At 69.8% G+C, this 13,164-nt stretch carries 12 protein-coding genes; 5 read left to right on the top strand and 7 right to left on the bottom strand.

The features are described from left to right. Window positions 1–18: 18 nt before the first annotated feature. Both H9L21_RS04245 and H9L21_RS04240 read left to right on the top strand, forming a co-directional pair. The gene (locus tag H9L21_RS04245) at window positions 19–477 is read left to right on the top strand and encodes a MarR family winged helix-turn-helix transcriptional regulator (RefSeq protein WP_154595550.1); all 459 of its coding nucleotides are present in this window, start codon (window positions 19–21) and stop codon (window positions 475–477) included. Next, the gene (locus tag H9L21_RS04240; protein WP_154595551.1) at window positions 474–779 is read left to right on the top strand and encodes a hypothetical protein; all 306 of its coding nucleotides are present in this window, start codon (window positions 474–476) and stop codon (window positions 777–779) included. Before H9L21_RS04245 ends, H9L21_RS04240 begins: the two co-directional genes overlap by 4 nt. 3 nt (window positions 780–782) lie before the next feature. Here the strand turns inward: H9L21_RS04240 and nhaA are convergent, their stop codons facing one another. After that, complete coding sequence (nhaA, locus tag H9L21_RS04235) at window positions 783–2,033, bottom strand: Na+/H+ antiporter NhaA (RefSeq protein WP_154595552.1); 1,251 nt, start codon at window positions 2,031–2,033, stop codon at window positions 783–785. Window positions 2,034–2,119: 86 nt separating this feature from the next. Continuing rightward, the gene (locus tag H9L21_RS04230) at window positions 2,120–2,593 is read right to left on the bottom strand and encodes a PaaI family thioesterase (RefSeq protein WP_154595553.1); all 474 of its coding nucleotides are present in this window, start codon (window positions 2,591–2,593) and stop codon (window positions 2,120–2,122) included. 38 nt (window positions 2,594–2,631) lie between these two features. Between H9L21_RS04230 and H9L21_RS04225 the strand changes: the two genes are divergently transcribed. From H9L21_RS04225 to H9L21_RS04215, 3 genes are read left to right on the top strand one after another with little or no spacing between them, the layout of a single operon-like run. Next, entirely contained in the window at window positions 2,632–3,192 is a 561-nt protein-coding gene (locus H9L21_RS04225) for a TetR/AcrR family transcriptional regulator (protein WP_187411793.1), read from the top strand. Window positions 3,193–3,196: 4 nt separating this feature from the next. Then, entirely contained in the window at window positions 3,197–3,523 is a 327-nt protein-coding gene (locus H9L21_RS04220) for a DUF503 domain-containing protein (RefSeq protein WP_154595555.1), read from the top strand. A gap of 54 nt (window positions 3,524–3,577) precedes the next feature. Beyond that, window positions 3,578–5,149, top strand: a complete 1,572-nt coding sequence (locus tag H9L21_RS04215) for an SLC13 family permease (protein ID WP_187411792.1) — start codon at window positions 3,578–3,580, stop codon at window positions 5,147–5,149. 12 nt (window positions 5,150–5,161) lie between these two features. On the opposite strand, the gene H9L21_RS04210 is transcribed toward H9L21_RS04215, so the two are convergent. Genes H9L21_RS04210 through H9L21_RS04190 form a run of 5 tightly spaced genes read right to left on the bottom strand, consistent with a single transcriptional unit; the run spans window position 5,162 to window position 13,110 of the window. Next, entirely contained in the window at window positions 5,162–6,367 is a 1,206-nt protein-coding gene (locus tag H9L21_RS04210) for an MFS transporter (RefSeq protein ID WP_154595556.1), read from the bottom strand. Next, on the bottom strand, window positions 6,364–7,128 hold the full coding sequence (gene narI, locus H9L21_RS04205) for a respiratory nitrate reductase subunit gamma (RefSeq protein WP_154595557.1): 765 nt from the start codon (window positions 7,126–7,128) through the stop codon (window positions 6,364–6,366). Before narI ends, H9L21_RS04210 begins: the two co-directional genes overlap by 4 nt. Further along, window positions 7,128–7,754 carry a nitrate reductase molybdenum cofactor assembly chaperone gene (gene narJ, locus H9L21_RS04200; RefSeq protein WP_187411791.1) on the bottom strand — a complete coding sequence of 209 codons (627 nt, stop codon included), beginning with the start codon at window positions 7,752–7,754 and terminating at the stop codon, window positions 7,128–7,130. Before narJ ends, narI begins: the two co-directional genes overlap by 1 nt. After that, window positions 7,751–9,412 (bottom strand): nitrate reductase subunit beta, encoded by a 1,662-nt coding sequence (narH, locus tag H9L21_RS04195; protein ID WP_154595558.1) that lies wholly within the window; start codon window positions 9,410–9,412, stop codon window positions 7,751–7,753. Before narH ends, narJ begins: the two co-directional genes overlap by 4 nt. Beyond that, on the bottom strand, window positions 9,412–13,110 hold the full coding sequence (locus H9L21_RS04190; RefSeq protein ID WP_154595559.1) for a nitrate reductase subunit alpha: 3,699 nt from the start codon (window positions 13,108–13,110) through the stop codon (window positions 9,412–9,414). Before H9L21_RS04190 ends, narH begins: the two co-directional genes overlap by 1 nt. Window positions 13,111–13,164 lie beyond the last annotated feature (54 nt).

The following is a 13,164-nucleotide window of genomic DNA, read 5'->3' as shown; positions in this document are numbered from 1 at the left end:
AGTTCGTACACTGATGACATGAGCGAGTCCCGCAATCCCCTCTCGCTGGACGAGCAGGTGTGCTTCGCCCTCTCGGTCGCCTCGCGCACCGTGATCGGGAGCTACCGCGACGTCCTCGAGCCGCTGGGGCTCACGCATCCGCAGTACCTCGTGATGCTGGCCCTGTGGGAGTCCGACGGCCTGACCCTGCGCGGCCTCAGCGACGTGCTGCGGCTCGAGCCGGCCACCGTCTCCCCCCTCGTGAAGCGACTCGAGGCGGCCGGGCTGGTGCGTCGCGACCGCCGCCCCGACGACGACCGGGCGTTCTCCCTGACCGTCACCGCCCAGGGACGGGCGCTGCGCGAGCAGGCCCTTGCCGTGCCGACCACGATGCTCGAGCGCTTCGACATGGACGTCGCCGAGCTGGAGCAGGTCAACCGGTGGCTGCGCGAACTGATCGACCGGGCCGACCGCGCCCAGGAAAGGACCACGGCATGACCTCCCGCCTCCCGGACTCCTCGGAGGAGTCGCTCAACCTCGTCCGGCGCCGGATCCTGGCGATCACCTGGGTCGTCACGGCGATCCACGGTCTGTTCGGCACCCTGGGCGGGGCCTACGCGCTGGGCTCGGACCGGCGGGGCGACCAGATCATCCTGCTCGTCGTGTCGGTGCCGTTGGCGTTCATCATCTTCGGGGTGACCCGGGTGATCCTCGACAAGCCGGTCTTCACCTGGCGCTCGCTGCCGTTCCTGCTGGTGCTGCTGGTCCCGACGGTGGCCGCGTTCTTCTGGATCCTCTGAGCCTCACCGCTGGAACGCGTCGGGGACACCGTCCCCGTCGTCGTCCGCGGACTCCTGCTCCTCGATGCGGCGGTAGTGCCGGTTGCGCGACCGCAGCACGACGGCGGCGAGCACGGCCGCCAGCAGGGAGCCGCCGAGCACGCCGATCTTGACGTACTCCTCCAGGTCCTCACGGACGAACGCGAGATCCCCGATCAGCAGCGACACCGTGAAGCCGATGCCGGCCAGCATCGCGACCCCCACGACGTCGATCCAGCGGATGCTGGGATCGAGCTGGGCGCGGGTCGTGGCCGACAGCAGCATCGAGCTGCCGACGATGCCCAGCGGCTTGCCCAGCACGAGACCCGCGACGATGCCCCACGTCACGACGGAGCCCGCGGCTCCGGACAGCACCTCGCCCGAGACCGCGACACCGGCCGCGAAGAACGCGAAGACCGGCACGGCGAACCCGGTCGAGACCGGTCGGACCAGGTGCTCCATCCGCTCGGCGATGCTGTGGTCCCCGCGCGCCGGGACCATGAATCCCAGCAGCACGCCGGCGACCGTGGCGTGGACGCCCGACTCGTGCATGAGCACCCACGTGACGACGGCCAGCGCGATCAGCAGCCACCACCAGTGCGGCGCACGGCGCACGACGAACGCGAAGGCCGCCAGCGGCAGCACCGCGCCCAGCAGCATCAACAGGTCGACGGACTCGGTGTAGAAGACCGCGATCACCGTGATGGCCAGCAAGTCGTCGACGACAGCGAGAGTGAGCAGGAAGGTCCGCAACGCTGCAGGCAGGTGCGTGCTCAGCACAGCCAGCACGGCGACGGCGAAGGCGATGTCGGTCGCGGTCGGGATGGCCCAGCCGTGCGTGGTCCCGTTGCTCGCGTTGAAGGCCACGAAGATGAGCGCCGGGGCGATCATGCCGCCCATGGCGGCGACGACGGGCAGCATCGCCCGGCGCGGATCGCGCAGGTCGCCGGCGACGAACTCGCGCTTGAGCTCGAGTCCCACCACGAAGAAGAAGATCGCCAGCAACCCGTCGGCGGCCCACTGCGCGACCGTCAGGTCCAGGTGCAGCGACTCGGGCCCGATCCGCAGCGCGGCCAGGTCGAAGTACGCGTCGGACCACGGCGAGTTCGCCAGGACCAGGGCAGCCACGGCGGCGACCAGCAGGATCGATCCGCCGACGGTCTCGCGACGCAGGACGTCGGCGATGCGGGCGGTCTCGGGCCAACTGCCACGGGAGAACAGGCCAGGTGAGCTCATGGGGTTCCTTCAGGGGTCGGCAGCAAGGACGCCGACCAGACTTCCCGGCACACCAGACTCCAGCCTATCCCGCAGAGCGGGGCGGTTCAGGAGTAGATCATGCAGGTGGTCGTCCCGTGCGCGACGAGCTTGCCGTCGGCGTCCACGACGCGCCCCTCCGCCGTGGCGGTGCTGCGCCCGAGGTGGATCACCGACCCCGTACCGATCAGGGTGCGACCGTCCACGGGCACCGTGCGGATGTAGTTCACCTTCAGCTCGAGCGTTCCGTACCCGACCCCGGGACCCAGGCGCGTGTGCACGGCGCAGCCCATGACCGAGTCGAGCAAGGTGGCGCACACGCCGCCGTGCAGGGTGCCCAGCGGATTGGCGCCGGAGGGCATCGAGACCATCGAGAACGAGACCTCGCCCTCCTCCAGCGACTGGACCTCGAAGCCGAAGAGGTCGCCGATCACGGGCGGGCGCTGCTCGCGGGGCAACGAGAAGGCGAAGCGCAGGAACTCCAGACCGGTCATCTGGGAGACCGCGGCGAGGTGCTCGTCCGAGAGCGGGAGGTTCGTCATGCTCGCCACCATAGACCGATCGGTCTATGCTCGTCGACATGGGAACGTCGCGAGGCCCGCGTGAGCGCCTGCTCGACGCCACGATCACGTCGCTGCGACGCAGCGGAGTCCACCGGACCGGCATCGCCGAGGTGCTGGCCACCAGCGGCGCGGCGCGCCAGTCGATCTACCAGCACTTCCCCGGCGGCAAGGCCGAGCTCGTGGCCGAGGCCACCCGGCGCGCGGGCGCCTACGTCACCCGGGGCACGCCCGACGACCCGCACGCGCAGGTCGACCACCGGATCGACTGGTGGACCGACCAGCTGCGCCGGCACGACTTCGCGCTCGGCTGCCCGGTGGCGGCGGCAGCCCTCGCGGGGTCCGACTCCCCCGGCGTCGTGGCCGCGGCCGCAGAGGTGTTCGCCGACTGGTCCGCACGCTTCGCCTCGCGGCTGGAGCAGGCGGGCGCCGACCCGGAGGCCGCGGCGACCCTGGGCCGGTTCCACGTCAGCGCGATCGAGGGCGCGGTGATGACGGCCCGCGCCCTGCGCACGACCGAGCCCCTCGAGGACCTGCGCGCGATGCTGCACCGGCTCGTCGACGACGTGCTGCCAGACTGACCCCATGTGGGTGGGATGGATCGAGTTCGACCTCAGACTCGGTGACGTGCACTCCCTCAAGGAGAAGCGCTCCATCATCCGGCCGGTCGTGAACGAGTTGCGCCGCAGGTTCTCCCTGTCGGCGGCCGAAACCGACTCGGTCGACCTGTACCGCCGCGCCGGCATCGGCGGCTCGCTGGTGTCGATCGACCGCGCGCACGTCGTCGAGGTGCTCGACGCGGTCGAGCGCTGGATGGCCGAGCGGCCCGAGATCGAGATCCTCGAGGCCCATCGGCACCTCACGAGCAGCGCCGACGACGAGGACGACCAGGGCGAGCTTCCATTCGCGTGACGCGTCCGCCTCTCTTACGGTGATGTGATCCAGATCATCTTGCAGGGGGGCGTAGTGACCGACACCGAGAAGAAACCGACCACCTACCGCACCTTCGACGAGGTCCAGTCGACGCTCAGTCCGGCCGAGCAGCGGTTCGAGCGGATCCGCCGCACCACCGGGCTGTTCGCCGGCCCGGTCATCGGCATCGCGATGTACTTCGCCTGCGCAGGCCTCGACGAGTCGGCGCAACGACTGGCCGGCGTCCTGGCCTGGGTCGCCGTCTACTGGGTCTGCGAGGCGATCCCGATCCCGGTGACGGCGATGCTGGCCATGGCGCTGGTGATCGCCTTGGGCATCGCGGCCGCCGACGACGTCTTCGGGTCGTTCGGCAACAGCACGATCTTCGTGTTCATCGGCGGCTTCATCCTGGCCGAGTCGATGAGCAAGCACGGGCTCGACCGGCGCTTCGCGTTCGGCGTCCTCAGCCTGCCCGGCGTGGCCGCCTCGACGACACGCATCATCGTCGCCTTCGGCGCCATCACCGCCATCCTGAGCGGCTTCGTCTCCAACACCGCGACGGCGGCCATGATGATGCCCATCGGCGCCGGCATCGTCGGGTTCATGGTCTCGGCGATGCGCCGGGCCGACGCGCAGGCCGAGCTCAACCCCGAGCGCCTCCAGTTCTCGACAGCCCTGATGCTGATGGTCGCGTACAGCGCGAGCGTCGGCGGCCTGCTGACTCCCGTGGGCAGTCCCCCGAACCTGATCGGCCGCGCGTACCTCGAGGAGGAGCTCGACATCACGATCCCGTTCTTCCAGTGGATGGTGCTGGCGGCGCCGCTCGTGTTGGTGATGTTCCTCGTGCTGTGTGTCGTGCTGATCCGGCTGAACAAGCCCGAGGCCAAGCACGTGGAGGGCGTCGAGGACTACATCCGCGAGGAGCGCTCGAAGCTCGGCGCGATGGGCGTCGGCGGCCGCAACACCCTCATCGCGTTCGGCGTCGCGGTCACGCTGTGGGTGCTGCCCGGCGTGGTCGGCCTGGCCACCGGCGGCGAGTCCGCCACGTACGACTGGCTCCTGGAGCACCTCAACGAGGGCGCCGTCGCGATCTTCGCCGCCTCCCTGCTGTTCCTGCTGCCGGTGGACTGGGGCCGGCGCCAGTTCACCCTGAACTGGAACGACGCGGTCAAGATCGACTGGGGCACGATCATCTTGTTCGGCAGCGGCATCGTGCTGGGCGGACTGCTCTCGACGACCGGGCTGGCCGAGACGATGGGCACCTCCCTGTCGGACCTGCTGGGCACGACGAGCCTGGTCGGCATCACGATCCTGGCCACCGTCATCGCGGTCATCATCAGTGAGACCACGAGCAACACCGCCAGCGTCGTGGTGGTCGCGCCGATCGCCGCGCAGCTGGCCCTGGCGGCCGACGTCAACCCGGCCGTGCCCGTCCTGGCGGCCATCTTCGGCGCGTCGTTCGGCTTCATGCTGCCGGTGTCGACGCCCCCGAACGCGATCGTCTACGGCACCGGCATGGTCCCCATCACCCGGATGCTGCGCTCGGGCATCGTGTTCGACGTCCTGGGCATCATCATCATCGTCACCGGCGTGACGCTGATGGCGGGCCTGCTGGGCATCGGCTGAGCCGGTCGGGCCTCAGGTCCGAGCCCTCCGCGCCGGGCGGATCAACCACTGCGTGAACGCGCAGGCGAGGAGCGCGACGACCATCAGGAGCACGAGACCGGTCGTGTAGCTGTGGTCCTGCGCGTTGTAGGTCGCGCCCATGACCAGCGGCGGGAAGTAGCCGCCCAACCCGCCGGCGGCGCCGACCACACCGGTGACGCTGCCGACCCGCTCGGCCGGCGCCAGCTGCGCCACCCACGCGAACACCGAGCCGGTGCCCAGGCCCAGGAAGACCGCGAGCAGGATGAACGCCGCACCGGCCGGGATCTCGGGCTGGGGCTGCAACGCGACCACGCCGGCCATCACGGCGGTGCCGAGCAGCGAGACGATCGTGACGAGCTTCGGGCCGAGCTTGTCCGAGAGGACACCGCCCAGGGGCCGCGCCGCCACGGCCGCCACCGCGAAGCCGGCGGTGCGGGTGCCGGCGGCCGCCAGGTCGAAGTCGTAGACGTCCTTGAGGTAGGTGGGCAGGTAGGTCGAGAAGGCCACGAACCCGCCGAAGGTGACCGCGTAGAGGAACGACAGCTGCCACGTGATCGGCAGCCGCAGCGCGCCGGCCAGCTTGGGGACGACGGGGTCCCGATTGGGCTGCCACGCGGGTGAGTCGCGCATGCCGAGCCACGACAGCACCGCCACCGCGACGAGTGCCGCCGCGATCAGGACGTGGGTGAGCCCGTACCCGAACCACTCGACCATCCTCGGAGTGAAGAACGACGACAGCGCGGTGCCGCCCATGCCGGCGCCGAACAGGCCGGTGGCGAAACCGCGGCGCGGCTTGTCGAACCAGGCGTTCACGAACGGGATCCCGACCGCGAACGTCGTGCCTGCGATCCCGAGGAAGAACCCGAACACGAGGAGCATCGCGTACGAGCCCTGATCACCGGCGAACGCGACGAGGAGCACGAACGGCGCCGAGATCAGCAGCAGCACCGTGAACATCACGCGACCGCCGAGCCGGTCGGTCAGCGTGCCGGACAGGATCCGGCCCAGCGAACCGACCAGCACGGGCATGGCCACGAGCAGGGACTTCTGGCTCGGCGACAGGTCGAGCTGTTCGGCATATCGCACGCCCAGCGGGCCGATCACGTTCCACGCCCAGAAGCTCACTGCGAAGGCGAGGGTGGCCAGGGCGAGATTGCGCGTCTGGCCGGTCCTCAGGTCCGGCTCGGTGCTGGTCATCGTGGCCTCCTGGGTTGGACGTCGTCCGGTGTCCCGATCGGGTCCCAGCCGCGACGGACGGCGCGCGTGCCGACGGTGGGGCGCGCGTCGCGACTGCGGTAGACGAGGTACGGCCGGAACAGGTAGTGCACGGGCGCCGTGAAGGCGTGGACCAAGCGAGTGAACGGCCAGATCGTGAACAGCAGCATCCCGACCAGCACGTGCACGTGGAAGTCCCAGGGCGCCGCGGCCATCGCATCGACGTCCGGCTGGAACACGAAGATCGAGCGGAACCACGGCGAGACCGTCTGGCGGTAGTTGTAGGCCTCGACGTCGCCGGCGCCGGCCGAGGCCAGCGTGGTCCACAGGCCGAGGACGATCGCCGCGACCAACACGACGTACATGACCTTGTCGTTGACCGTCGTCGCCATGAAGACCGGACCGCTGGTGCGGCGACGCCAGATCAGCAGGACCAACCCGACGAGCGTCGCGATGCCCGCGATCAGGCCGAGGACCAACGAGTTGGCGTGGTAGACCTCCTCGGTGACCCCGACGCCCTCGGTCCAGCTCTCGGGGATCACCAGGCCGACGAAGTGTCCGACGAGGACCACGAGGATCCCGAAGTGGAACAGCGGCGAGCCGATCCGCAGCAGCCGGGACTCGTACAGCTGGGACGACCGCGTCGTCCACCCGAACTTGTCGTAGCGGTAGCGCCAGATCGTGCCGCCGATCAGGACCGCCAACATCACGTAGGGCAGGATCCCCCACAACACGACGTCCATCAGCGTGCTCCTTCTGCCAGCGGCAGGAGCCGCGGATCGTACGGCTCGAGACCGACGGTCTCGACCGGTTGCACGGGCCCGGCCAGGGCCATGGCCTCGGTCCGGTTCCTCGGCGACGCGCCGGGCAGCGTGGCGCACACGGCGCGCACCGCCCCGGCCCAGTGCGACCCGTGGTCCTCCAGCTCGAAGCGCAGCATCTCCAGGCTGGCCCGGTACCGCTGCAGCAGGGCCGATCCCGCCTGCGGGTCGACGAGCGCCGCGAACTCCAGCACGACGGGCAGGTGGTCGGGCAGCTCGCCGTCGAGTCGCACCACCATCCCGCTGTCGCGGTACACCTGCTTGAAGGCGGCCAACACCTCACCGCGGCGACGCGTGTCGCCCTCGGTCCAGTACGACAGGTGCAGCGCGTGGCTCCGGCTCAGGTCGAACGTCTCGACGTAGTCGTTGCGCAGCTGCTCGGGCGGCGTCTCGGCCAACCAGGCCAGGACCGCCTGCAGCTCGCGCACCGCCGGGTCGGGACGCTGCTCCCCCAGCGCCGAGGTCAGCTCGGGCAGGGCCGCGAGGACCTCGTCGTGCGGGTACGACAGGACCCACGACGCGACCTGGTGCACGACCTGAGCGCTCACCGGTCCCGCTCCCCTTCCGGGAACAGGCCCGCCGGTCGGCCGTTGCCGTCCCAGTTCAGCAGGTTGACCCGGTCGCGCATGTTCTGACCGCCCGCCACCGAGTCGGACTCCTGGCGGTCCTTCAGCGCATGGAAGGTCTCGACGGCCACCGGCGTCGGCGTGCCACTGGCCTCGCCGAACGGGCCCGAGCCACCCATGCCGGGCCCGTCGTCGAAGTCCAGCGAGCAGCCCAGCTCCTCGAGGTCGTGCGCCTTCTCGGCGTGCGCCGTCGGGATGACGTAGCGCTCGTCGTACTTCGCGATCGCCATCAGCCGGTACATCTCGTACATCGACTCCTCCGTCATGCCGACGGCCTCGGGGATCGAGGCGTCGCTCTCGCGCCCGAGGTTGATGTCGCGCATGTACGCCCGCATGGCGCCGAGCGTGGCCAGCACGTTCGAGACGACCTGCGTGTCGCCCGCGGTGAACAGCTCGGCGAGGTACTCGATCGGGATGCGCAGGGCGTCGATCGCGCCGAACAGCGTGCCTGCCTCCTCGCTGTCGTGGCCCTGCTCGCGCAACAGGTCGACGATCGGCGAGAGCGGCGGGACGTACCAGACCATCGGCATCGTGCGGTACTCCGGATGCAGCGGCAGGGCCACCCGGTACTTCTTCGCCAGCGCGTACACCGGCGACCTCTGGGCCCCCTCGAGCCAGTCCTCGGCGATGCCCTGCTCGCGGGCGGCGCGGATCACCTCCGGGTCGTGGGGGTCGAGCATGAGGTCCAGCTGGGCCTCGTAGAGGTCCTTCGGGTCGGGGGTCGAGGCCGCTGCGGTGACCGCGTCCGCGTCGTACAGGTACAGCCCGATGTAGCGCAGCCGGCCCACGCAGGTCTCGGCGCAGACCGTCGGGATCCCCACCTCGATGCGCGGGTAGCAGAAGGTGCACTTCTCGGCCTTGCCCGACTTGTGGTTGAAGTAGATCTTCTTGTAGGGACAGCCCGTGATGCACATGCGCCAGCCGCGGCACTGGTCCTGGTCGACCAGGACGATGCCGTCCTCCTCGCGCTTGTAGATCGCGCCCGAGGGGCACGAGGCCATGCACGAGGGGTTCAGGCAGTGCTCGCAGATCCGCGGCAGGTAGAACATGAAGGTCTGCTCGAACTCGAACTTGATCTTGTCCTCGCTCTCGCGCCGGACCTTCTCGACGATGGGGTCCAGGTCGCCCATCTCGCTCGCGCCGCCGAGGTTGTCGTCCCAGTTGGCCGACCACGTGATCGCCGTGTTCTCGCCGGTGATGAGCGACTTCGGCCGAGCGACCGGGAAGTCGTCGCCCAGCGGCGCGTCGATGAGCATCGAGTAGTCGTACGTCCACGGCTCGTAGTAGTCGCTGAGCTCGGGCATGACCGGACTGGCGAAGATCCCGAACAGCCGGCGCAGCCGGCTGCCGGTCCTCAGCTGCAGGCGACCTCGCCGCAGCTCCCAGCCGCCGCGCCACTTCTCCTGGTCCTCGTACCGCCGGGGGTACCCCTGACCGGGTCGCGTCTCCACGTTGTTGAACCACACGTACTCGGTCCCGGCACGGTTGGTCCAGGCCTGCTTGCACGTGACGGAGCACGTGTGGCAGCCGATGCACTTGTCGAGGTTCATCACCATGCCCATCTGGGCCATGACTCGCATCAGTAGGTCACCTCCTGCGACCGGCGACGGATCGTCGCGATGTTGTCCCGCTGATTGCCCGTCGGGCCGAGGTAGTTGAAGGCGTAGGACAACTGGGCGTAGCCGCCGATGAGGTGACTGGGCTTGACCAGCACGCGCGTGACGCTGTTGTGGATGCCGCCGCGCCGCCCGGTCGCCTCGGACTTGGGCACGTCGATCGTGCGCTCCTGGGCGTGGTGGACGAAGGTGACGCCCTCGGGGATGCGGTGGCTGACGATCGCGCGGCACACGAAGACGCCGTTGGGGTTCACGCACTCGATCCACTCGTTGTCCTTCACGCCGATCGCCTCGGCGTCCTCGCGGCTCAGCCAGGCCGTGGGGCCACCGCGCGAGAGCGACAGCATGAGCAGGTTGTCCTGGTACTCGGAGTGGATCGACCACTTGTTGTGGGGCGTCAGGTAGCGCACCGTGATCTCGCGGTCGCCGTTCGGACCGAGCCGAGGGCCGCCGAACAGCCGGCTCATGTCCAGCGGTGGCCGGTACACCGGCATCGACTCGCCCAGGTCGCGCATCCAGTCGTGGTCCAGGAAGAAGTGCATCCGCCCCGTGAGGGTGTGCCACGGCTTCAGCCGCTCGACGTTGATCGTGAACGGCGAGTACCGTCGCCCGCCGGTCTCCGAGCCCGACCACTCCGGCGACGTGATCACCGGCTGGGGCGCCGTCTGCGTGTCGCGGAACGTGATGCGCCGGTCGCGAGCCCCCTCGGCGAGGTCGGCCAGCGGCTTGCCGACCCGCTTCTCCAAGGTGCGGAAGCCCTGCGCCGCCAGCTCGCCGTTCGTGGTGCCCGAGAGCGTCAGGATCGCCTCGGCCATCTTCGCGTCGGTGTCGATCGCCGGCCGCCCCGCCGCGGCGCCCCGGTCGAACACGCCGCCGGACCTCGCGAGGATGTCCAGCGCCTCCTTCAGCTCGAACGTCACGTTCTTCACGCCCAGCCCGAGGCGGTCGGCCAGCGGGCCGATGGCGGCGAGCTTCTCGGCGATCGCCGTGTAGTCGCGCTCGATGACGTGCAGGGCCGGCATCGTCTTGCCGGGGATCGGCTCGACGTCGCCGTGCTTCCAGTCCCGCACGACTCCACCGGGCTGCGAGGTCTCGCCGGGCGTGTCGTGCTGCATCGGCACGGCCACGATGTCCCGGCGGACCCCCAGGTGCGTCTTCGCCAGCTCGGCGATCTTGCGCGCGACGTGGTGGAACATCGCGAAGTCGGTCTGGGTCTCCCACGGCGGGTCGATCGCGGGCGTGAACGCGTGCACGAACGGGTGCATGTCCGTCGCCGACAGGTCGTACTTCTCGTACCAGGTCGCCGCCGGGAAGACGATGTCCGACAGCAGGGTCGTCGAGGTCATCCGGAAGTCGGCGGACACGAGCAGGTCGAGCTTGCCCTCGGGCGCCTCCTCGCGCCACGTCACGTCCTTCGGTCGCACTGAGGGATCCCCGTCGACCGCCGTGGCGTTCGAGTGCGTGCCCAGCAGGTGCTTGAGGAAGTACTCGTTGCCCTTGGCCGACGAGCCGAGCAGGTTCGACCGCCACAGGGTCAGCGTCCGGGGCCAGTTCTCGGGTGCGTCGACGTCCTCGATCGCGAAGTGCAGCGACCCGTCCTTCAGCCGATGCACCACGTAGTCGTTGACGTCCGAGGCGGTCCCCGCGTCCACGGCGGCCTGGGCCTCGTCGGCCAGGTCCAGCGGATTGCGGTCGAACTGCGGGTAGAACGGCATCCAGCCCATCCGGGCGGACTGCGCGATCGTGTCGGCGGTGTGCATCCCCGCGAGGTGCCCCTCGGCCAGCGGCGACGCCAGCGCATCGGCCCGGTACCCGTCCGAGCGCCACTGGTCGGTGTGCATGTACCAGTACGAGGTGCCGGTCATCGTGCGCGGCGGCCGGCTCCAGTCGAGGTTGTTCGCCAGCGAGATCCAGCCCGTGATCGGCCGGCACTTCTCCTGGCCGACGTAGTGCGCCCAGCCGCCGCCGTTGCGGCCCATGCAGCCGGTCAGCATCAGCATCGACAAGATCGCGCGGTACGTCGCGTCGCCGTGGAACCACTGGCACACGCCCGCACCGAGGATGATCATCGAACGGCCGCCGGACTCCTCGGCGTTGGTCGCGAACTCGCGAGCCACCCGGATGCACGCCTCGGCGGGGACGCTCGTGATCTCGGCCTGCCACGCCGGCGTGTACGGCGTCGACGGGTCGTCGTACCCGCTCGGCCACCGTCCCGGCAGACCCGGGCGCCCCACGCCGTGCTGAGCGAGCATGAGGTCGAACACCGTCGTGACCAGCCGTCCGGCCACCCGGGCGACCGGCACGCCGCGGCGCAGCACCTCGCCCTCGCCGGTGAGGCCCGCGAACGACGGCAGCAGCACCTCGGCCGTCTCGCCCGGCACGTTCGCCTCGCTCAGCGTCAGCGCGGGCACGACCCCGTCGAGGTCGAGGTTCCAGCGGCCCTCGCCCGACTCGGCGTACCGGAAGCCCATCGAGCCGTTCGGCACGACGGGCTCGCCCGTCGCGGCGTCGAGGAGCACCGTCTTCCAGGCGCCCTCGGGTGCGACGTCGCCGAGATCGGCCGCCGTGAGGAACTTGCCGGGGACGAGGCCGCCGTGCTCGGTGTTCTCCGTCAGGGTCACGAGGAACGGCAGGTCGGTGTACTGGCGCGTGTAGTCCACGAACATCGGCACGCGGCGCTCGACGAAGAACTCCTTGAGGATGACGTGCGTCATCGCCATCGCGAGCGCACCGTCGGTCCCGGCCTGGGCGGGCAGCCACTCGTCGGCGAACTTGGTGTTGTCCGCGTAGTCGGGGTTCACCGTGACGACCTTCGTGCCTCGGTAGCGGACCTCGGCCATCCAGTGGGCATCGGGCGTGCGCGTGACGGGCACGTTCGAGCCCCACATCATCAGGTAGCTCGCGTCCCACCAGTCGCCCGACTCGGGCACGTCCGTCTGGTCGCCGAACACCTGGGGGCTCGCGACCGGCAGGTCGGCGTACCAGTCGTAGAACGACGTCATCGCCCCACCGAGCAGGTGGGTGAACCTGGCCCCCACCGCGTGCGACACCATCGACATGGCCGGGATCGGGCTGAACGTCGCGATGCGGTCCGGTCCGTGCTCCTTGATGGTGTGCACCTGCGCGGCCGCGGTCATCTCGACCGCCTCGAGCCAGTTCGTCCGGACGAAGCCGCCCTTGCCGCGGGCCTGCTGGTAGCGGCGGCGGCGCTCGGGGTCGGCCATGACGTCCCCCCAGGCCAGGACCGGGTCGCCCAGCCGCTCCTTGGCCTCGCGGTACATCTCCAGCAGGACCCCTCGGGCATACGGATAGCGCACGCGGGTCGGCGAGTAGGTGTACCAGGAGAAGGCAGCGCCTCGAGGACAGCCGCGCGGCTCGTACTCGGGGCGATCGGGTCCCACCGACGGATAGTCCGTCTGCTGGGCCTCCCACGTGATGATCCCGTCCTTGACGTAGACCTTCCAGGAACAGGACCCGGTGCAGTTCACCCCGTGGGTCGATCTGACCACCTTGTCGTGACTCCACCGGTCGCGGTAGAACACGTCGCCGCGCCGGCCGCCCTCGCGGAAGACGGCCCGGCCGTCTTCCGACTCGTCCCACCGGGTGAAGAATCGCCCGGTCTTGAGCAGGGCCGTGGACGCGGGGCCGTCGAACTTCGCCATGTTTCCATGAAGCGCGTGACTTGGGTCACATGCAAGTGCAGGCCGCCATGAGGC

The organism is Aeromicrobium senzhongii (genome assembly GCF_014334735.1).
Classification (GTDB): domain Bacteria; phylum Actinomycetota; class Actinomycetes; order Propionibacteriales; family Nocardioidaceae; genus Aeromicrobium; species Aeromicrobium senzhongii.
The sequence above is the reverse complement of the archived record's forward strand: the minus strand, read 5'-3'. Positions and strand labels throughout refer to the sequence as shown.